Origin of the sequence: Fictibacillus nanhaiensis (assembly GCF_023715445.1) — a bacterium.
Lineage (GTDB): Bacteria > Bacillota > Bacilli > Bacillales > Fictibacillaceae > Fictibacillus > Fictibacillus nanhaiensis_D.
In genome coordinates this window covers 341703-361220 of sequence record NZ_JAMBOD010000001.1, presented here as the reverse complement: position 1 = coordinate 361220, position 19518 = coordinate 341703, and the positions used below count along the sequence as shown (strand labels likewise).

Sequence of the window (19518 nt, the reverse complement as noted above, 5' to 3'; positions counted from 1 at the left end):
GTGTCAAATTTTTTAAGGCCAGATTAAAACATCAGAAGCAATGTTACTCAATCCAGTAATGAACTAGTAGTGATAATAGGATAAAGGTTTCCATCAACAGCAAAAGAAACTCTTCCTGTTTCTTCAGAAACAACAAGAACAAGAGCATCACTTTTTTCGGATAAGCCAAGTGCGGCACGGTGACGAGTACCAAGCTTTTTTTTTCCTACAATCCTGTTAGACAAAGGTAACACGTTTGCTGCAGACAAAATTAGATTAGTACGAACTAAAACTGCACCATCATGAAGAGGATTTCCAGGGTAAAAAATTGATTCTAATAAAGAATGTGTTAATGTTGCACCAATAGGAGTACCCGGTTTTATTAAAGAATCTAGTTGATTTTTACCCTCAATTACAATTAATGCACCATGTCTTTGATTTGATAGATGTTGGATACAGGTAGATAAATCTAAATATTTGTCAGTAAATGGAGATAGATAACAATTTAAATAAAACGATGCAGCTACTGTCTCTATTTGTTCAAATTTTCCTTTTATATCCTCTAATTTTCCTAAAAGACAATACTCTTCATTTTCTAATGATTTTATTCCTTTATTAATTTCAGCTGAAACAAGTTTTAGACCTTCAATTAACTGATCTTTGAGTGGTGAAAAGTCGCAACTATTTAGGTTCATGACCATATACACCTCGCTTTAAAAGGGTGATGTCTATATCATCACCCAAATAGATTTTAACTTATTTTACTTTAAATTCATTTAATACTAATTCTTCCGTTTGGGGCATGGTCAAGCCAAGATGCCAACACCCCATACCAGCTAAGTTATATTCCTTTATAAGTCGAAGTTTTTTCAAGAGACTACGTGGATCCTCGAACCACACCTCATGTAATGTTCCTTGTTTATCGACATAGCGAAACCATGGTGCAGCAGCATTTAAATCATAATGAATCTGACTCTGATAACCTATATATAGGTCTATTGCATGTTGAGTTGAGTAAGCTTTACCAGCCTTTTTTTCTCCAGAAATAGTCCAATCATATGCATATTGTGGGATACCGAGCATAAGTTTTGATCGTGGTACCACAGAAACTGCATAGTTTATTGTTTCCTTTACTTTATCAATTGGAGCAATCGGACCGGATGGACCACCAGGCCAGTGCCAATCATATGTCATTAAAAACATCTTATCTAAGAACTTCCCAAGTGTTCTGTAATCGTATGCTGTAGAATGAAGAGGCATTTTATCTCCTTGCTTAGGAGGAACTGCCATCAATATTCCCATCCCAGAAGGATGCAGCTTTTTAGCTAATTCTTTTATAAATATATTTAGGCTAGAACGATCTTTCTCTCTTACCTGTTCAAAATCTATAACTACACCTTTATAGTCATTACTGTGTAAAAGGGAATAAATATTTTTGATAAAATTGTGTCTTCGCCAAGGATTACTTATTAGATGATGGGTTAGATCAGGATCAAAACCTTTTTCACTTAAGTTTGAAATTGTTGCGTAAGGGGGCAGGTTTTGTTTCCAGGCGAGTTTATGTGCATCATTTTCTGCTAGCCCAATGATATTTCCTTTGTAATCTGGTTTATACTCAAAAACAAATATACTTGATAGAGTATTGCTGTAATTATTTAAGATCCAAGCATTTGTATTTTTATCCTTAGGAACAAAATAAGTTCCAGTCCAAATTTTCTTTTTCTTTGAGTGAGGAATTTTTAGCTTTTGTCCAGGGACAATTACTTTGCTTTTTAGTTGATTATTACGCATTAAGTTTTCCTCGCTGATGGAATGACGGTAAGCAATTTCCCAGAAACTCTCACCTGGTTGAACATAATAATTTGAGCCTGGAATGACGAGAGCTTGTCCTAAAACAAGTTGAGTACTTTTTGCTAAACCATTTAGCTTGGCTATTTCATTTCTACTTAGTTTGTATTGTTTAGATATTTTGTCAAGGGAATCACCGGATTTCACTTCAAATATTACTTGTGCCTGGGTTGTAGTAGGTGCAAACAGTAAATAAGCAATGGCTATTAACATAAACATTACTTTTTTTTTCATAATACATGCCTCCTGGAGATGTTTCTTATGCAAAATAGTTTATGTAGTTACAGGAATGTTAAACAGTTTTTAAATTACCGTTATTAACCATTTATTCTAGTGTCAGTGAACGGTTGCGAGAAATACTGCATCATTTTAGACATGTTATTGAAAAATCATTTTTTTGAGGTAAGAATATTATTGACACTTACCTACTAGTAAATTAATATTTGTTTATGGAAAACAAAAAAATAAATCATAAATCTATCAATAAAATTAGTACAGGCTGAATTATTTGCGTGTACTGAAATATGTCCGATTTCATGATTTCAGAAAGATTGCGGAAAAACGTATTGTCGTTTGTAAAGAACGTTCGCACGAAAGATGGCGGGACCCACGAATCTGGTTCAAAGACTGCTATCACGCGCAAAATTAACGATGAATCTCTGACATACTCTAATCAGAATAAAAATAAGGAAGTCAGTGGAACAATTCTCAAAGAAATGGTAACAGAGGACCAAACCGAAGAAATCCTAAACGATGCTGATAATATACAATCGGTGGTGGTAACTATATTGTCTAGCATTAAGTATATCGACATGTTCTAGGCAAAGATGTATTAGTCGATGTACTAAACAGTTTAAATCGGACCTTAAGAAAATTATTTGAACGGTTTATATTATAAATAGATTTTACCTTTTAGTAAGTAAGTGGTTCGACTATTAGTTTCTACTTTGCTTTAAAGGTGCTTGTAAGTATCTCTAATGAATTATATAAAATTTTATTGATAGACAATAAAATAGAGGGGTAGGGATTGTATTAATGAAAAGAATGCTTTGGGTTTTTCTTATGATGTCATGTGGTGCAACGTTTGTTTCATCTCTGTTTCCTTTATATAGTGAGAATTATCACCTAAGTAGTTTTCAAATTACCATCCTATTTGCAATCTATGCTGTTTTCTTGTTACCTACTTTACTAATAGTAGGTGTAAAGGGGAGCGAGTGGGGATTAAAAAAGGTGCTTCGCTACAGTATATGGATTTCAATCCTATCAACGATAATATTTATATTGAGCTATGATTTTTGGTCTCTCTTTACTGCAAGAGCATTAGAAGGTATTGCTTATGGCGCTTTTACAGGTACTGCTAGCGCTTTCTTATTAAAACAAACCTCTCACGATAAAGTGAGTACGGCAATCAAGTTTTCAGGAGTAACGATAAACTTTGGTTTTGGTCTTGGCCCCGCTATTTCAGGGTTAATCGTGCAATATTTGCATTTTCAACCGCTTCGTTTGCCGTTTTGGTTTCTACTCGTCATGTTATTGAGTTCCTTGGTATTTCTGGAAATGTTACCGAAGCATGAAGATCCCCAAGCGCAAAAACCAGCTAAAACTAGGATTTCGCTCGGTGTTCCTGACAATATTCGTTCCCATTTTTGGTCTTTTATCGGACTTCCGATCTTTACTGTTTTTACGTTTGGCGGAATTGTGTTTTCTCTTATTCCTTCTTTCACCAAGAACGTTATTCAAACCGCCAATCTCTCTATTTCCGGGCTGTTAATATTGTTGCTTTTAGGTGGGGGGGCCTTGATGCAGTTCTTTCCTTGGCCGCGTTCTCCCGTTACAAGGATGCGTATAGGGCTCATTTTTCTTACCATTGGATCATGGGTTATTGTTTTTTCGGGTCAATCAGCGAATTTATTTTTGCTTTGGGCTGGCATATTCCTTCAAGCAATTGGCTCCGGATGGACGTTTCAAGTTTCTTTAAGGTTTGCCAGCCAATTGCCGAAGCCGGAAGAACGTCCGCGAGCAATTTCGGCATTTTATTTATGCGCATACTCAGGATTCATTGTTCCGGTTGTTGGCGTCGGAGTACTGACTCAATTTTTTAATTTGAACTTCTCGATGATTCTTCTAAATTTGTTTGCTGCTTTTATCATTGTTTATATTCTTATTTATTCAGTCAAATTTAATCAATACTATTCAAATCACTTTAGAAATTAAATAATTATTCCATTAATAGGTAGATTTCTAAAAGAAGGAGAAGTAAGTTGAACACTCATGGTTAACTGTTCTTGAAGCAGCAAAGGAACTTTGAATTGTTTGTTACCACCTATCGAGTGTAATGCACAGTGAATGAATTAAGGATACTAATGCAGGTTAGGGGACTTAGGGATCCTCATATATATTTGGATGGTGTCAGTTACACTGGTACCTCACATATTTAGGAGGTAGGATTGGGATGGCTAGGAAAAAGGAATTCGATGAAGATGCCGTTCTGCTTAAAGCTATGCGGTTATTCTGGGAACAAGGTTATGAGAAGACTTCCATGCAGGAATTGGTCTCACATATGGGGATTCATAAAGGGAGCATTTATGATACCTTTGTCGACAAACAATCCTTGTATATTAAAGCGTTGAAACGCTACAGTGAAATGGTAGAGCGATCGATTAAGCATCGTATGGCTGAGACCCGTTCTGCCAAGGAAGCAATCCGATTGTTGTTTGAAATGGCAATCCAACAGCAAGAAGAGTTTCCTGAGGGTTGCCTCCTAGTAAATACCGTGGTTGAATTGGGAAAACATGATTCTGAGGCCACAGATTGGGTTCAACTGGAATGGACGTATACAGTACAGTTAATACGTGAACTTATTGTGGAAGGCCAACAATCAGGGGAATTTTCCAAGACCCTTAATGCGGAAGGGCTGTCTTATTATTTTATGAATGCATTAATAGGACTTCTAGTTATGGTTAAGACTAAATGGGACAGGGAAAAATTACGACAAATTATTGAAATGAATTTGAAGTTATTGTAATGAATGGTCCGTGTGGAGCAGGATAATTTAAAACGAATTGTTTCTCTCAGAGTAGTTAAAGAGATGATACGGATGGAACAAGTTCTGTTACTTGGGCAAAAAGGAATTTACGTACATCTTTACGTCAAGCAGTTGGGAAGTCCAAAAATAGTCAATTAAAAGCTCTTTCTTTTCATGAAAGAGCTTTTTTATTGATCATTAACGAGTGAGTGATGCATACGTCTATGTAAAGGACTAGCACTTATACCTTTATCATTGGAAATATTTTTCAAAACCAAGGATTTCCGTTCCAAAAATGTTACTTTTGATTCTCATTAGACTTTGTTTAACCTATTTTTTACAAAATTGTTCTTAATCAATTTTATAATAAGAAGGAGCGGTAGATACACATATACAAAACCAATTCCTACATTAGAAGTAAGATTAATAAGATGATCAATACTTTTAAATTCTTGCAAACTAATAGCAGCAATCATCTCTGCAAGAAGAAGCAGTTTTAAAGATGCTTTTGGGGGAATTGAAAAAGTTCTTTTTATAATTCTTGTACATGCCCATAAAGAAATACATATGGGAGATATAACGACTAACAACCAAATAAATATGAACGCATATTCAAATCTTTCTAAAAAGGAAAAATGTACAATTTTTACCATCATTAGAGTGGCCCATGGCAGATGCTGCAATACCTCTTGATTGAAGTATAGGAATGATATCAACGTTACAATTAAATAAACAATAATTGTATATAAATTTCCAAAATATGCCCATTTCGAAATGTTTTTTGAATTCGAATTCCTTCTAATAAAGGGATAATACATCACGATCCACTCGAAACCAAGAAAAAGCAGGGAATAAGCCTTAGAAGATAAAAATAGCTCACTGAGGGAATGGCTAAAAGCTGGGAGTAAATAAATATAATTGGTATGTTTCATTGGAAAATATATTAAAAAGAATAAAAAAGAAGGTAAAACAACTCCCCAGAAACTAAAACCAGTTAACGTACGGAAGCCGCTTTTTATTAGGTAATAAAATGTAAGTCCAAACACGAAACAAAGTTGCCATGTTTTTATTGTAGGATACACCCATATTTGTATTACCTCAATATAGGCGCGAAGAACAGTTAAAGAAGCTAACCAGAAATAGATCATTGCCAAGACAGACAATATGTTACCCATTGTTTTTCCAAAGCAATAGTGATGAGCCGCTACTAAGTCATTGTTTTCCTCATCTAAAAGCTTAAAAATAATATAGAGTATGATATGAGTAATAACACCAGTTATTATTAAAGAAATCCAAGCATCTTGTTCAGCTCCTTTAATAACTTGATTTTGAAAATTTAAAATACCAACACCGGTTTGTGAAGAGTGAATGAGAAAAAATGTAAAAAAAGCCGAAACTTGAAAATGTTTTTCTACGTTAACTTTCAATATTTCCAACCCCAGTTTGTCTAACTATAATTTTTGTATTCACATCAAATTTCATATTACGATATATCCTTTTGTAAAAATTTTGCTCAGAATAATTTCTGTGATTAATTTTATATATTCTTCCTAAACCAACAGGATCTACACCATTTGCCTGGAAATCCTTAAGAAGTGATTCCGCTTCGGTTGAGATAGATTTTTGCAGGGCTTTTTTAATTAAAATAAGATCCCTTTCCTTTTCCAAACTGACCCCCTTGGGCAAACCCTCAAGCTTTATATTTAAAGTTAGATCCATCTTGGCTTTTTCTTGGTTATCTTCCTTGATAACTTTCACCTTATGCTTTCCATAAAGGCTTCTGACTCCAATATTGCCTTTGTGTCCATTCTTGTCGAAATTGAAGCTATATACTCCACTTTTGTTTCTGTCTATCATTAATTTTAATAAGAAGGCTTCTTTATTTGATATCCTAAATTTTAATTTATCACCTTTAAAAATTCCCATTCCATCGATGTTAATATTTCCTTTAGAATCCAATTTAAGATTTGGTAAGGACATATCAATTCCACTTCCAAAGTACTGATCATACATTACATGGAGGTTAATATCTGGAATACCTTCATCTTCAATACTTTTATCAATTAAATTCTTTAGGTATAGCGGACTCTTATTCAGGGTTTTTTTTAGGATCAAATCTGGAGACCCATCTGAGATGACCATTCTTATAACACCAATCTTAGGATCTTTACAGATTGTGTCCAATACATCTACTAGACCATACCTACTGAGTTTGTCGCCAAATATCATAACCCTTACTTGGCCCACTTCGTACTCGAATTCGGATTTGTGACCGAGTTCATTCTGTAGACTAGATGGATTTTTAGCTATAGCTGTTAATAGAGTAGATTTACCTTCAGTAGCATAATTGGGATACACAACACTTGCTTTTAACATTTTTTTCTCTCGATCAAAGCCTACATAATGCATCAATGAGACTTCATCAATAATACTTTTGGGTATACATCCTGACAAGAAAAGAGACAAAGCAACACAACCCATTCTTTTGACAAATTTATTATTCATCATTAATATCCTCCTTTCTCTTTTCCTTTACTTTAGGTGAATATTTTAATTTAAGTTTAGGATACAAGTAATCCGACCTTTCGTTTAATTTTTTATAAGATAATCTTAGGAAACTGTCTTTAAAATTATTAACTCGAAATGGATATAAAGGAACCATGTAAGGAGTACCAAACGATTTTAAATTAAACAGGTGACATAGTAATATCGTGATTCCTAGTATGATTCCGAGTCCACCAAATAAGGCTGACATTAAGATAAAAGGAAATCTTAATAATCGAATTGAGTTGGACATGGTTATAATTGGCGTTGTAAATGAAGCCAATGCTGAAAGGGCTACAATGATCAGCAAAATGTTACTCGTCAGGGATGCGGCAACAGCAGCTTGTCCAATAACTATACCCCCAACAATCCCTAAAGTCTGACCAATTTTAGAAGGTAATCGAGCACCCGCCTCTCTTAATAGCTCAATTGTTATTTCTAAAAAAACCACTTCTATTAATGGTGGAAAGGGTACATTTACTCTGGTTTTTATAAGCGGTCCCAACAAATCCACTGGTATCATTTCATAGTGATACGTGACTACCGCAACGTAAATAGATGAAGTAAAAATTGAAAAGAAAATTCCTAGAATACGGATAAGACGAAACAATGAACCGATAATCCAGTTATAATAATAATCTTCGGGAGAAATGAAAAAATCGAGTAGAGTGCATGGTCCAGAAATTGCGTAGGGGGAGCCATCGCAAAGAATCGCAACCTGACCATTAGAGACAGTATAAGAAATTCTATCTATCCTCTCCGTAGTTAAGTAAAGAGGGAAAGGAGTATTAGAATTATCACTGATTATTTGATCTAGTGCAGATACATCCCAGACAATGTCAAAGTCTATATTAGATAGTCGCTTTCTTACCGTTTCTATATGCTCTTCATTTGTTATTCCGTCTAAATAAACCATCATAACTCTTGTCTTTGACGTGTTTCCAATAACCAGTTCCTCAGTAACTAGCAGGGGAGTTTTTAATTTTTTTCGGAGTAATGACATATTGACATCCAAATTTTCAACGAAACCCATTTTTGGTCCAGTGACACTGAATTCGTTCTCGGTTTCATTAAATTGTCTAATACCCATAGATGAATTACTTACATTTATTAAAAGGCATTCATCTGATGCATTTTCCAACTTAATGAGTACATAACCTTTATGGATTTTATCTTCAATCTCTTTTATATCACTCGTCTTTATGACATCTTCAAGAGGTAAGTCGTTTTGAAATGTATGTATGTCTAAATCTTCATTTTGTCTTGGTTCATAGTCAGCAATATAGGGAAGTAAAACCTTTTGCATCATATCTCGATCAATTAATGTATTAAAGTATGAAATGAATACCATGGAAGCAGCGATGTTTTTTCTGATCTCTTTGAAATCATTCGATTTTTTGGCAGCATCTATTACATCTTTATAAGTACTATGGTTTACTAAAGGTTTTTGTTTTGTATCGGTGTCATTTTTCTCCATCATTATGTTTCTCCCTATACAAGTATCAACACTTAGTATGGTTGCTGAAACAAAATGTATTCATTTACTTTTTGCTTCCTTTTTTGTATGTCAAATAAGCTGTTGGAAATAATAGTTGAAGGCAAATGAGGGCAAAAAAAATCGAATAAAAACACAGTGGTCTTTATTCGAAACAAAAGATCTTATTTAATTTTTCTAAAAAATAAACGAGTTTCTTCACGTAACTTTTTAGGTAAAACTAAATCCAATTCTTCATTAAGCCAAAATAAAGTTTTGGATCGTAAGTATTCCCTCATCTTTTCTTCAGCTTCCAACATGACATTGTTTATGGAACAAAAAGAGTGACAGGATGTACAGTCATCATATTTTGTATCCGTATTATGCTGTTCTTGATTTCTATAGAAATAACCTTTTTCCTTTATGTTCTTACATTGAAATATAGGTTTTGATCCTTCAATTGCTTCTACAACATCAAAAAATGTAATGTCAACGGGATCTTTCGCTAATCTATAACCGCCCTTTATTCCTGGTACAGACCTAACAATACCTGCTTTTGAAAGTTTACCAAACATTTTTGAAAGGTATGTCTCAGAAACCCCTTGAAACGTGGAGAGTTCTTTAATCCCTATACTTGAATCTGGAGGTATATCAATCAAATAAACAAGGCAATGAAGACTGTACTCTACTCCAACACTATATTGCATCTGAACCGCCTCCATTACAGGGAATAAATTACATACGTATATCTTAGAAGTATTTATTTTCTATGTCAAACTTACAAAAAGTTCCTTTGACATTCCTTATAAAAGGAGTCTATATTAAAGATAAAGTTAATCGTCGATTAGAATTGTCGATAATTAACTTAAGCTATAAAAGGAGATAAGGACAATGAACAAAGTTCTTGTTATAAATGCACATCCTGATTTCAATTCTGAAGAGTCAGTTAGCTTAAAAGTTTTACACCATTTTAAGGAAGAAATTAAAGATATGGATCCTTCAGTAGAAATTGAACAGATCAACTTGTATAAGGATGCGATACCTAATGTTGATCAAACAGTTTTAACTGCCTGGGACAAGTTAGGGAAAGGAATTCCACTTAACGAAGAAGAGTCATGGAAAATTGAGAGTATGAGTAAGATTTTAGTGCAGTTTAAGGCCATTAAACAGTATGTTATTGCTTTGCCTCTGCATAATTTTAATATTCCTTCTAAATTAAAGGATTATATGGACAATATCATAATTGCGAGAGAGACCTTTAATTATACGGAGACAGGTTCTGTTGGATTACTTAATGACGACAGGAAATTGTTGGTCATTCAAGCTAGTGGTTCAATCTATACGAACAATGACTGGTATACGGAGGTCGAATACTCTCACAAGTATCTGAAGTCCATGTTTAATTTCCTAGGTGTCCAAGATTATCGAATCATAAGAGCGCAAGGCACTGCTTTGTTAGATAGAGAAGATATATTGGCAGAGGCATACAGGAAAGCTGAGGATGCAGCCATGCATTTTGCAAAGTAATCTCCAAGAAAAGGAAAGAAGACAACCACAATTATCTTCTTTGATCACGAATAAACACCAGTTCAATTATTGAATAACGTTTTTAAGGAGGCAATTAAATTGAAACAACGAGTTGATTATTTCAATGTAGCACCAGAAGGACTTAAAATAATGATGGAAATGGAGAAGTATACAAAAACTACAGATATAGACCGTAAACTTCGTGAGCTTATTAAAATTCGTGCTTCTCAAATAAACGGCTGTGCGTATTGCTTGGATATGCACACAGCAGATGCTCGAAAAATGGGTGAAACAGAACAAAGAATATATTGTGTTAGTGCTTGGGAAGAGTGTGAATTCTATACAGAAGCAGAAAAAGCAGCTTTAGAGTTAACTGAACATGTGACATTGATTCCGAATAAGCGTGTACCTGATGAATTATATAATCGCATACGTAACCACTATAGTGAAAAAGATTATGTAGACCTTGTTTTAATAATTAATCAAATTAACAGTTGGAATAGAATTTCTATTTCAATGGGGAATATCGCAACTGAATAATAATTATTCTCAACGAACATCTTATGTGTGTTCGTCTCAGGCTATAGAAAAAAGCATCCAAATGAACCTATTGGATGCTTTTTGTCATTTTACTCCCAAAATGTTCCTGGGATAAAGGGAAGTCCCTTACATGATGCTTTTCCTATTTGGTATTTGTTAAATAGAGACAAAGTTACAATTAGTGAAATCCCTACAAAGATAATCGTTGATAAGGGAGATGCGTTTGGACAAAGCATAGCGGACTATCGTTACATGTATAGTCCTGAATATGTCCGGCATAAAGTTGCGCTTAATTTTCAACCTGAATTGTTTCAGAAGGACATTATGAACACGTTTTTGCAGGAAAGGGGTATACCCTCGAATTCCGACATTGTACGCCAAAATAAAGTAGAAGAATATTAATGAAATGTCCTGTTATCGGTTAATCATGAATGGCTAATATTAGATATTCCAGTATGTATTATAGTAATAAAAAGTTCATTTTTGAGGTAAGAAAATTTATTTCGTCTTTACCTTGACACTTACCTATTAGTAAGTTATTATTCGGATATGGAAAATAGAAAAAAACAAATCGTGGATTTAGCAATAAAGTTAGTACAACAAAAAGGGTATGTAGGTTTCAGCTATGATGACATATCTAAACAACTAGGTGTAACCAAAGCAAGTATTCATTATCATTTTGAAAAGAAGGAGGATTTAGGGGTTGCCATTACCGAACGGATTATTACAAGCTTGCAAAACTTTTTGTTGTCAATTAAAAATTCTTCGGTTTCAGGAGGAGATAAGTTAAAACGATTCATCCAACAACAGGCTGAACGGTTCGCGTGTACTGAAATTTGTCCAATTTCTTCATTGCAGACGGATTTTAATTCTTTACCAGAGATCGTACAAAAAAAAATTGAGGAAGTCAGCAGACTGGAACTATCGATAATGACTGAACTTGTTGCAGAGGCACAAACCGAAGATATCCTAAACGATACTGATGACGTACAATCGGTGGCGGTAACTATATTATCTAGCATTAAGGGAGCATTATTATACCGACGAGTTTTGGACGATGATATATTAACCGGGGTAATAAACCAAATAAACCTTATCTTAAGAAAATCTTAAGATCGGTTTTTTTTGGATAAAACTTACCTACTAGTTAGTAATTATTATTTGTAATTTAATTTTATTTCAGTAAAAAATTATTGAAAGGAGTGATCGCTGAAATTTAAAAAATATTTAAAAATTGAACCTCTTGTTGTCAGCTTCAATTTTTCATTGTTTATAATCTGATGTATTCAATCAAAATTAATCAGTACAGCAGTAAAAGGGTAATTTTGATAGATCATTTTTTTGGTTTGTTTTTGAACGGTCGTTCAAATTATTATTCAGCCTATTCGGTGGGCAAAAGCGGTCACCAGTATGGAAAGTGTTTAAAATAATCCAGTATTAAAAGGAGAGTTCTAAAGATGATGAAAATAGAAAAGAAATTGTACACGGCTACTATAGACGTACAAGGTGGAAGGGATGGCAAAGCTGTTTCCAGCGATGGCAACCTTAACTTGGACTTGAGATATCCCAAGGAATTAGGAGGTTTCGGAGATGGAGTCAATCCGGAGCAATTGTTCGGTGCAGGATTTGCCGCATGCTTCCAAGGTGCGATGGGTACGATTCTTAGAAAAAAGAATATTAAAACGGAAGGTATAACCATAGCTTCTCATGTTACGCTCGGCAAGGATGCGAACGACGGCTATGTACTGGCAATTCATATGGACGTTACTGTAAAAGGCGTAGAAAAAAATGTGGCTGAGGAAATCGTCGAGGAAGCCCATCAGGTTTGCCCTTATGCCAAAGCAACTCGAGGCAATATCGAAGTAGTAACAAACGTTGTTAGTTAATCACGCATACGATTTAAGAACTATCGGGAAGACGATAAAACGAACTAAAGGATGATCGTGTTTTGAAGAAATATGTTCTACCAACAGTGATCTTTTGGAGCGTGCTGATTCTCTCAGGATGCAAACCGATTGATTGGGCTGAAAAACCATTGAATGCCGTTTTTAATAATGAAACAGCTCAAGAAAGGAAAGAAAAAAAGATCCCGAACGATCAACAGACACCCGATTCAGATGAATCAAAAGAAGAAGAGCCATCTAAAGAGCAGCCAACTCAGGAAGACCTCCCTTGGCTAGAAGAAACAGTGACAGTCTCAGGTGATGGAGTGGCAGTCGTTCAAAATCTGGATGATTTATTAATCGTTGCGAATAAAGAAAGAAACTTACCGAAAGATTATGAGCCAGCCGATTTAGTTACACCAAATGTACCATTTCCATTTAAAGAGGACCTGCCAAAGAAAAAAATGCGAAAGGAAGCCGCCTTTTCACTAGAGGTATTGTTTAAGGGAGCAGAAGAAGAAGGGTTAGAACTGATTGCCCAGTCAGGTTATCGCTCTTATGACACGCAAACTTCTATTTTCGCTTTTAACGCGGATCAAAAAGGGGAAGAAATAGCAAATCAAACGAGCTCAAGACCTGGGCAGAGTGAACACCAAACAGGCCTGTCGATGGATGTAACTTCACCCGAAGTGAATTATGAACTGGTTGAGGCTTTCGGTGAAACAAAAGAGGGAAAATGGCTAGCTGAAAATGCACATAAATATGGGTTCATTATTCGATATCTCAAGGGGAAAGAATATATTACGGGGTATCAATATGAACCATGGCATTTAAGATATGTCGGAGCAGAGCACTCTAAAAAAATTTACGAACAAGGTAGCACACTTGAAGAATATCTGCAAAAATAGTCAGGTTTGCTCTTATGCAAAGGCTTACCGTGGCGTATTGAAGTATGACGAACGTTGTTGGTTAATCAGAGCACAAAGTGTATAAAATAATCCAGTATAAAAAAAATTCAGTATGAAAAGGAGAGTTCCAAAATGATGAAGATAGAAAAGAAATTGTATACGGCTACGGTAAACGTACAAGGCGGAAGGGATGGCAAAGCTGTTTCCAGCGATGGCAACCTTAACTTGGACTTGAGATATCCCAAGGAATTAGGGGGTTCCGGAGATGGAGCAAATCCTGAGCAACTGTTCGGTGCAGGATTTGCTGCATGCTTCCAAGGTGCGATGGGTACGATTCTTAAAAAAAGAAATATTAAAGCGGAAGGTATATCAATAATTTCTCATGTTACGCTCGGCAAGGATGCGAACGACGGCTATGTACTGGCAATTCATATGGACGTTACTGTAAAAGGCGTAGAAAAAAATGTGGCTGAGGAAATCGTCGAGGAAGCCCATCAGGTTTGCCCTTATGCCAAAGCAACTCGTGGAAATATCGAAGTAGTAACGAACGTTGTTGGTTAAGCGCGGACAAGTACTTTAACACAGGATTAGGGAAAAAGTTAATCTATTTTGCCAATGTGAAGAACGTGATTGTAAGAAAATTTGTTCTACCTTGAATATTATGGTATCTGTTTACAACGCTTTACCTTTACTGATTTAGCATTATTATTCTTGGTTGGCTGTATGTTCAAAATGGAGTTTGCTGTTAGGTCAAGTTATAAGAGGAATAACCCATATCTAGTCACATTTATTGCTGATTTGAAGTTGAAATCTCTGTCCTAAGCAAAAGGTATTACTACCCTGACGTTAAAAGGCTTTCCCCCTTTTCAGTTTCCTAAAGGTTAACCAAAAGGTTAGCCTTCTTTCCTTGACAGTTTAACAAAAATTATCGTGTTGTATTAGTTTCAGCATCCTCTTATGATTTGAATAATTTCAAGAAATAAGGTTAATTGTGAATATAATCTTGTAGAAGATATTTCCATAGGAGGTAATACGAGATGAGACAATATTTTGGAGTAAATGAAAAATACATTGATGCCTTAATAAAGGATATAAAGACTCGAAGTATAGAGATTGAAAAAGAATACAGAAAAATAATTTCAATTATAAAAGAGAGTGGATATGATTGTTAGCTTAACTTAAGATACCCTATCAATTCATGGCATAACGTAAAGAAGGAACATTCTTTTATAATTGAAACACCCTTGTTTAGTATTAATGTATGGTGGAGCCTAGAGGGGATCGAACCGGTAACCTCTTGGCTGCAAGAGAAGATCCAGATTTTTTCGGTATTGCTGACAGATTTTAATTCCTTACCAAATGTCGTGCAAAAAAAATTGAGGAAGTCAGCAGACTGGAACTCTCAATAATGAAAGACCTAATTGCAGAGGCCCAAACTAATAAATCAGGACAAAATGACTCGAAATCATCGAATAAATGATAAATGAGATCTTTTCTTGGGCTACCACTTACCTATTAGTAAATTAATATTTGGATGTAAAAAAAATACAACATGTCGGAAACAACGCAAAAAGGGGATAATCATTTTTTAATAATAAAACCCCTTGCTTTAGAAAGGGGCTTTTTGGTTTGTTTTTACTTTTCATCTCTTCTTCTTAATCCGAGTAATCCTGCTAATCCGATTAACCCTATCCATCCTAAATCCATATCATTATCCTCTTGGTCATTCGTAGCAGCAACATTTCTTGGGACATTATTAGTATCAGTAAAGTTATCATCATTATCTGCTGCATCTCTTACAGTATTATCGCCTGCTAAATTGTCATTATTATTTTCAGCATTATTCCCTACATTACATCCGAATAATAACCCTAAAGAAAGGATAATTGCTGAAATCATTGTTAGTTTCGTTCTTTTCATGGGAAACCTCCTTATATTTATATAACAAATAATCTCCCAAAAATGCCTTTTTTATACAAGCTTTTTTGGATTTTTTGTTTTAGTTAATGCCATAATAATGGAGGTCAGAATCATTTTGTATTCCTTTATCGAAGGGGGGTGTTAGTGTGAATGGAAATATGGGAAGGATTTTACCAATTGTAGCTTCTGTAGGAGTCGGTATAGCTGCATATCAAATGATGAGCCGTAATGGTGGAAATATGAGTAAGATGCTGCCTATTGCTTCAAACATGATGGGTATGACCGGGACATCTGGCCTTACTGATCAAAATCAGCAACAACAAAATCAATAAGAAAAACCCTCTTCTTTATGAACTGTCACCCGAATATTGGACACTTTTAAAAAAGTACCTTGTTCGGGTTTTTGTGTTCTTGTGCATCAAATCAAACGAGGAGTACGGGGATTAAAAATGTCCAACAGCAAAACCAATAGATCCACTCTAATATGAGCTGCCAAGTCAGGGAGCTTTTTTAAAATTAAGGGGCAGGGGTCTTATCTTTATTGCTCTCATATTACTAGCCTCTTTGGTTTTAGTTGACTATAACCTAAAGTAATCAAAAATCGGATACTTGTTGGGAATAGGGAAACGCTTTATGATATGCCTCCCAAAGACTTATGAAGATAAATAATAGGTTCGGAAATTGATTTTCGTTTTTTCGAACCTTTACACGTATTTTTTACCAAATAATACACACAATAAATCCAGTTGTAATTAGCTGTGTGTGCTATTTACACCCTTTGAAATCATGTAAAAAGTGGGTGCTTTTATTGCAATATTCACCTAGAGTTTATCACGCCTTAGTTCGACCTAAATTGATTACAAAAATATATATTGAGCAAAATATTCAACGACACTTTGACTTTTCGAACAAAACCGTATTGGATTTTGGATCTGGAACAGGGGCAAATTGTACCTTGTTTTCACCGGATCATTATTTGGGGATAGATCCAGATCAGAAGAGAATTGATTTTGCCCAACGAATGTATCCCTCACACCGTTTTCAGGCTTTTATCGGAAATAAACTTCCGGCAAAAAATTGTAGCTTTGATGTTATCTTAATCATTGCTGTCCTCCATCATATTTCACCGGATGCCATCCCAGATTATGTAAAGGAGTTTAGAAGAGTATTAAAACCAGATGGAAAAATAATTATCATTGAACCGTGTTTGTTTAAAAAGTCGCCTTTATGTAATTGGTTCATGCAGTGGTATGATGCAGGTGATTACATTCGAAGGGAAGAGGATTATTTGAATTACTTCGCTAAAGAAAATTTTAAATGCAACGTGTTGAAACGATTTAAAAAATGTTTTTTATATAATGAGTTATATTTTACAGCCCTTCCTTAATTGGCGAGCTTAAAACTGTGAACGTAATCTTCAGATGCGAATGCGGAGCAAGCTTATTTTATGAAAATTGTGGAGTAATGAAAAATACTGAGAATTGCTCTTATTTAATATAGGGATTCCCGTAACGATAATATTTCCTAAACCTTCTTTTTTAAGTAATTACGCTCTAGATCTTTTTAGATATGTCTTAGTCTGATCTAGTATGTATAAACGAGATATTTACTGTTCATATTAAGGGCAATATATTTGTGGTAGGAGTGATTAATTATGATAAAAGGATCTATTCTTATATTGGAATTTTTCTTTTTTTCTGTAATTTTTAACTGATTATTAGCTGAAATTAATACCATGAAGGTTATTGAAATAACAATAAATATAATTTTACTGAGAAAGGTGTCCTAAAAGTTATGATTGGGATGATACAAGGGATTATTACAACAATATCCAATATGATCACGGCATTGATTGAATTTGAATACGAAGAGGCTTTAGAAGAAATGGAGAGAGAGAATTAATGTTTAAAACAAAACCCCTTATTTCAACTGATGAAATAAGGGGTTTTTTACTTTCCAAGTTTATCACTTTACATGTAATGCACATGGTTCTATTCTAATTCGGACTGGAGTTTGTCCCATCATCTCCCCATCCCCATGGATCATCAATGGAGTTGGCGAGTGAATTTCTATTTCTTTTCCTTTCATAATCTTAACAGAAGGAGACGATATATGCATTCCTTTAAAAACTAATGGAAAAATACGTAAAAATTCAAACTTAGTCATTCCTTGAACAATACATATATCAAATAAACCATCGTTACTTTTTGCCTTCGGGCATATAATCATTCCTCCACCATAAAAAGGTAAATTAGCAACCGCGATCAGCCACACCTTTTGGAAGTTATAAAGTTTATTATCAATAACTATGGAGAGGTCTGTTGGGCTATATTGGAATAATACCTTCATTGCACTAATAATGTATGACAAATGACCCATCCGGACAAGATTAAATATTTTTTTTTGAATAGAATTATTTACTACATGAGCTACTTTCCCATCGAATCCAATTCCTGTCACTGTACCAAAGTACGTGGAGTCAATTAATCCAATATCGATCATTTGCGGTTCATCGTTTAAAATCCGGTCCAAAGCTTTATCAGGATTCAATGATATACCAAGTCCTCGAGAAAAATCATTTCCTGAACCAGCAGGTATGATTCCTAAAGGAATATTGTTCCCAATCAATCCGTTTATCACTTCATGGATGGTTCCATCACCGCCGACAACTACGATTACATTTACTTTTTCCTTGCTTATCAGTTCCTGAACGATTGATGTCGCATGTTTTGGTTTTTGAGTAAAACGAACACAGTAATTTACGTTCTTTTCCTGCAGCCTTTTTTCAATTTGATTCCAAACTCTTAGGGCTCTTCCATTACCCGAAATTTTATTAACGATAAAACAATTCAAAAACCTCACCTATCCATTAATTAATAACAAAATTATAGCCTTCCTTACAACTGAATATACATCTATTTATGGGACGTTTAAGTAGAGCTAAAAACATTAAAATGTTGCGGTAAAACATTAAAATCCAAGCTGCTTACATGTGCTTGATCTCCATCCAGATTGAGCGCGAGGGACTCTGGCATCTCGAAGCAACCTGAATGTATTTTCGTATGTTGGATCATGGATGGATTGTCTGTAATGTTTAGTATTGTTGCAAATAAAGAAAAAAACAGGTGTAGTCGATTGGTTTTTTTACAGGTAAGAAGATGGAAATTGCCATCGCTATTTGAAGTATTCTTGATTAGTTGCTCGAAAGGACCGACTGAGTTCCCATTCATGATCAAAAAAAACGAGAGATCTGAAATTGTTTCATGAGGGGAGACATTAATTGAAATCGTATCTAATTGTTTTGTTAAAAAGAGTGTTTTTAGAAAATAAAACCCATATGCCCATTCCCCGAATAGGGATTTTAATGAGGGAGAAGTATTATAAGTAATATCCGAAAGCCAACCCCCTGCAGCGATATTAGAGAAATAGCGATTACCAATCTTACCGATATCAATTGATTTAGTTTTACATCTTTCTATAATGGCCAGATTTTGATCTATATTGTTAGTCATACCTATGTATTTTGCAAATTCATTACTCGTCCCGAACGGAAATACTCCTACAGTCGGTCTGTATTCTTCTTCCGCCAAATATTGAATGGATTGGTTTACCGTTCCGTCACCTCCCGCAATAAAGATTGCATCCCATCTGTTTTGACACGCTCTTTTAATTGGGTTATTACTATTATCGAACATCCTCTCTTCATAAATCGTTATTTGATAACCGATGTCTGAAAGCTTTTTCAGTAACATTGGGAATGCTTTATGGGTTGTTTTTCTCCCGCAATAGGGGTTGTAAATCATTAAAGCCTGTTTGTTCTTGTTACTCATCATTAAAACTCCTGTTATAAATTTAGTCTTCCACTTCGAT

The 19518-nt window shown here is 34.8% G+C and carries 20 protein-coding genes and 1 pseudogene; 12 read left to right on the top strand and 9 right to left on the bottom strand.

The window, feature by feature from the left end:
- Positions 1-47: 47 nt before the first annotated feature.
- Both cdaS and M3196_RS01870 read right to left on the bottom strand, forming a co-directional pair.
- The gene (gene cdaS / locus M3196_RS01875) at positions 48-674 is read right to left on the bottom strand and encodes a sporulation-specific diadenylate cyclase CdaS (protein ID WP_251320556.1); all 627 of its coding nucleotides are present in this window, start codon (positions 672-674) and stop codon (positions 48-50) included.
- 61 nt (positions 675-735) lie between these two features.
- Positions 736-2061 carry a glycosyl hydrolase family 18 protein gene (locus M3196_RS01870; protein WP_251320555.1) on the bottom strand — a complete coding sequence of 442 codons (1326 nt, stop codon included), beginning with the start codon at positions 2059-2061 and terminating at the stop codon, positions 736-738.
- A 326-nt stretch (positions 2062-2387) separates the two neighbouring features.
- Between M3196_RS01870 and M3196_RS01865 the strand changes: the two are divergent.
- From M3196_RS01865 to M3196_RS01855, 3 genes and pseudogenes are all read left to right on the top strand, one after another.
- A pseudogene (locus M3196_RS01865) lies at positions 2388-2648 on the top strand (DNA topoisomerase IV subunit B); the annotation flags it as partial.
- Between the two features lie 214 nt (positions 2649-2862).
- Complete coding sequence (locus M3196_RS01860; RefSeq protein WP_251320554.1) at positions 2863-4041, top strand: MFS transporter; 1179 nt, start codon at positions 2863-2865, stop codon at positions 4039-4041.
- Positions 4042-4279: 238 nt separating this feature from the next.
- The gene (locus tag M3196_RS01855; RefSeq protein ID WP_251320553.1) at positions 4280-4852 is read left to right on the top strand and encodes a TetR/AcrR family transcriptional regulator; all 573 of its coding nucleotides are present in this window, start codon (positions 4280-4282) and stop codon (positions 4850-4852) included.
- Between the two features lie 314 nt (positions 4853-5166).
- On the opposite strand, the gene M3196_RS01850 is transcribed toward M3196_RS01855, so the two are convergent.
- The 4 genes from M3196_RS01850 to M3196_RS01835 form a co-directional block, all read right to left on the bottom strand.
- Positions 5167-6279 carry a GerAB/ArcD/ProY family transporter gene (locus M3196_RS01850; protein ID WP_251320552.1) on the bottom strand — a complete coding sequence of 371 codons (1113 nt, stop codon included), beginning with the start codon at positions 6277-6279 and terminating at the stop codon, positions 5167-5169.
- Positions 6269-7360: a Ger(x)C family spore germination protein gene (locus M3196_RS01845; protein WP_251320551.1), complete on the bottom strand. Its 1092-nt coding sequence runs from the start codon at positions 7358-7360 to the stop codon at positions 6269-6271. The genes M3196_RS01850 and M3196_RS01845 overlap by 11 nt, the downstream gene beginning before the upstream one ends.
- A complete protein-coding gene (locus tag M3196_RS01840; RefSeq protein ID WP_251320550.1) occupies positions 7350-8876 on the bottom strand; it encodes a spore germination protein in 1527 nt (508 codons plus the stop codon). The genes M3196_RS01845 and M3196_RS01840 overlap by 11 nt, the downstream gene beginning before the upstream one ends.
- 179 nt (positions 8877-9055) lie before the next feature.
- Positions 9056-9577 carry an Rrf2 family transcriptional regulator gene (locus M3196_RS01835; protein WP_251320549.1) on the bottom strand — a complete coding sequence of 174 codons (522 nt, stop codon included), beginning with the start codon at positions 9575-9577 and terminating at the stop codon, positions 9056-9058.
- A 184-nt stretch (positions 9578-9761) separates the two neighbouring features.
- Between M3196_RS01835 and M3196_RS01830 the strand changes: the two genes are divergently transcribed.
- From M3196_RS01830 to M3196_RS21935, 7 genes are all read left to right on the top strand, one after another.
- Positions 9762-10397, top strand: coding sequence for an FMN-dependent NADH-azoreductase (locus tag M3196_RS01830; protein ID WP_251320548.1), 636 nt, complete (start codon positions 9762-9764; stop codon positions 10395-10397).
- Between the two features lie 99 nt (positions 10398-10496).
- Positions 10497-10937 carry a carboxymuconolactone decarboxylase family protein gene (locus M3196_RS01825; RefSeq protein ID WP_251320547.1) on the top strand — a complete coding sequence of 147 codons (441 nt, stop codon included), beginning with the start codon at positions 10497-10499 and terminating at the stop codon, positions 10935-10937.
- A 549-nt stretch (positions 10938-11486) separates the two neighbouring features.
- Positions 11487-12050, top strand: coding sequence for a TetR/AcrR family transcriptional regulator (locus M3196_RS01820; protein ID WP_251320546.1), 564 nt, complete (start codon positions 11487-11489; stop codon positions 12048-12050).
- A gap of 344 nt (positions 12051-12394) precedes the next feature.
- Positions 12395-12823 (top strand): organic hydroperoxide resistance protein, encoded by a 429-nt coding sequence (locus M3196_RS01815; RefSeq protein ID WP_251320545.1) that lies wholly within the window; start codon positions 12395-12397, stop codon positions 12821-12823.
- Positions 12824-12885: 62 nt separating this feature from the next.
- Positions 12886-13728, top strand: coding sequence for a M15 family metallopeptidase (locus M3196_RS01810; protein ID WP_251320544.1), 843 nt, complete (start codon positions 12886-12888; stop codon positions 13726-13728).
- Positions 13729-13860: 132 nt separating this feature from the next.
- A complete protein-coding gene (locus M3196_RS01805; RefSeq protein WP_251320543.1) occupies positions 13861-14289 on the top strand; it encodes an organic hydroperoxide resistance protein in 429 nt (142 codons plus the stop codon).
- A 476-nt stretch (positions 14290-14765) separates the two neighbouring features.
- Entirely contained in the window at positions 14766-14900 is a 135-nt protein-coding gene (locus M3196_RS21935; protein WP_276531202.1) for a hypothetical protein, read from the top strand.
- A 463-nt stretch (positions 14901-15363) separates the two neighbouring features.
- Here the strand turns inward: M3196_RS21935 and M3196_RS22075 are convergent, their stop codons facing one another.
- Positions 15364-15648: a WGxxGxxG family protein gene (locus M3196_RS22075; RefSeq protein WP_338082918.1), complete on the bottom strand. Its 285-nt coding sequence runs from the start codon at positions 15646-15648 to the stop codon at positions 15364-15366.
- 146 nt (positions 15649-15794) lie between these two features.
- Here M3196_RS22075 and M3196_RS01795 point away from each other — a divergent pair, with 146 nt between their 5' ends.
- Both M3196_RS01795 and M3196_RS01790 read left to right on the top strand, forming a co-directional pair.
- Positions 15795-15980 carry a DUF3918 family protein gene (locus M3196_RS01795; protein WP_251320542.1) on the top strand — a complete coding sequence of 62 codons (186 nt, stop codon included), beginning with the start codon at positions 15795-15797 and terminating at the stop codon, positions 15978-15980.
- 467 nt (positions 15981-16447) lie between these two features.
- Positions 16448-17035, top strand: coding sequence for a class I SAM-dependent methyltransferase (locus M3196_RS01790; protein WP_251320541.1), 588 nt, complete (start codon positions 16448-16450; stop codon positions 17033-17035).
- A 578-nt stretch (positions 17036-17613) separates the two neighbouring features.
- Here M3196_RS01790 and M3196_RS01785 read toward each other — a convergent pair.
- On the bottom strand, positions 17614-18510 hold the full coding sequence (locus tag M3196_RS01785) for a diacylglycerol/lipid kinase family protein (RefSeq protein ID WP_425310965.1): 897 nt from the start codon (positions 18508-18510) through the stop codon (positions 17614-17616).
- Between the two features lie 68 nt (positions 18511-18578).
- Positions 18579-19478: a YegS/Rv2252/BmrU family lipid kinase gene (locus tag M3196_RS01780; RefSeq protein WP_251320539.1), complete on the bottom strand. Its 900-nt coding sequence runs from the start codon at positions 19476-19478 to the stop codon at positions 18579-18581.
- Between the last annotated feature and the right edge of the window lie 40 nt (positions 19479-19518).

What these genes read in the sequence shown, in the direction of transcription:
- cdaS (WP_251320556.1), bottom strand. Translation starts at nt 674, where the DNA reads ATGAACCTAAATAGTTGCGACTTTTCACCACTCAAAGATCAGTTAATT.
- M3196_RS01870 (WP_251320555.1), bottom strand. Translation starts at nt 2,061, where the DNA reads ATGAAAAAAAAAGTAATGTTTATGTTAATAGCCATTGCTTATTTACTG.
- M3196_RS01860 (WP_251320554.1), top strand. Translation starts at nt 2,863, where the DNA reads ATGAAAAGAATGCTTTGGGTTTTTCTTATGATGTCATGTGGTGCAACG.
- M3196_RS01855 (WP_251320553.1), top strand. Translation starts at nt 4,280, where the DNA reads ATGGCTAGGAAAAAGGAATTCGATGAAGATGCCGTTCTGCTTAAAGCT.
- M3196_RS01845 (WP_251320551.1), bottom strand. Translation starts at nt 7,360, where the DNA reads ATGATGAATAATAAATTTGTCAAAAGAATGGGTTGTGTTGCTTTGTCT.
- M3196_RS01840 (WP_251320550.1), bottom strand. Translation starts at nt 8,876, where the DNA reads ATGATGGAGAAAAATGACACCGATACAAAACAAAAACCTTTAGTAAAC.
- M3196_RS01835 (WP_251320549.1), bottom strand. Translation starts at nt 9,577, where the DNA reads ATGCAATATAGTGTTGGAGTAGAGTACAGTCTTCATTGCCTTGTTTAT.
- M3196_RS01830 (WP_251320548.1), top strand. Translation starts at nt 9,762, where the DNA reads ATGAACAAAGTTCTTGTTATAAATGCACATCCTGATTTCAATTCTGAA.
- M3196_RS01820 (WP_251320546.1), top strand. Translation starts at nt 11,487, where the DNA reads ATGGAAAATAGAAAAAAACAAATCGTGGATTTAGCAATAAAGTTAGTA.
- M3196_RS01815 (WP_251320545.1), top strand. Translation starts at nt 12,395, where the DNA reads ATGATGAAAATAGAAAAGAAATTGTACACGGCTACTATAGACGTACAA.
- M3196_RS01805 (WP_251320543.1), top strand. Translation starts at nt 13,861, where the DNA reads ATGATGAAGATAGAAAAGAAATTGTATACGGCTACGGTAAACGTACAA.
- M3196_RS21935 (WP_276531202.1), top strand. Translation starts at nt 14,766, where the DNA reads ATGAGACAATATTTTGGAGTAAATGAAAAATACATTGATGCCTTAATA.
- M3196_RS22075 (WP_338082918.1), bottom strand. Translation starts at nt 15,648, where the DNA reads ATGAAAAGAACGAAACTAACAATGATTTCAGCAATTATCCTTTCTTTA.
- M3196_RS01780 (WP_251320539.1), bottom strand. Translation starts at nt 19,478, where the DNA reads ATGAGTAACAAGAACAAACAGGCTTTAATGATTTACAACCCCTATTGC.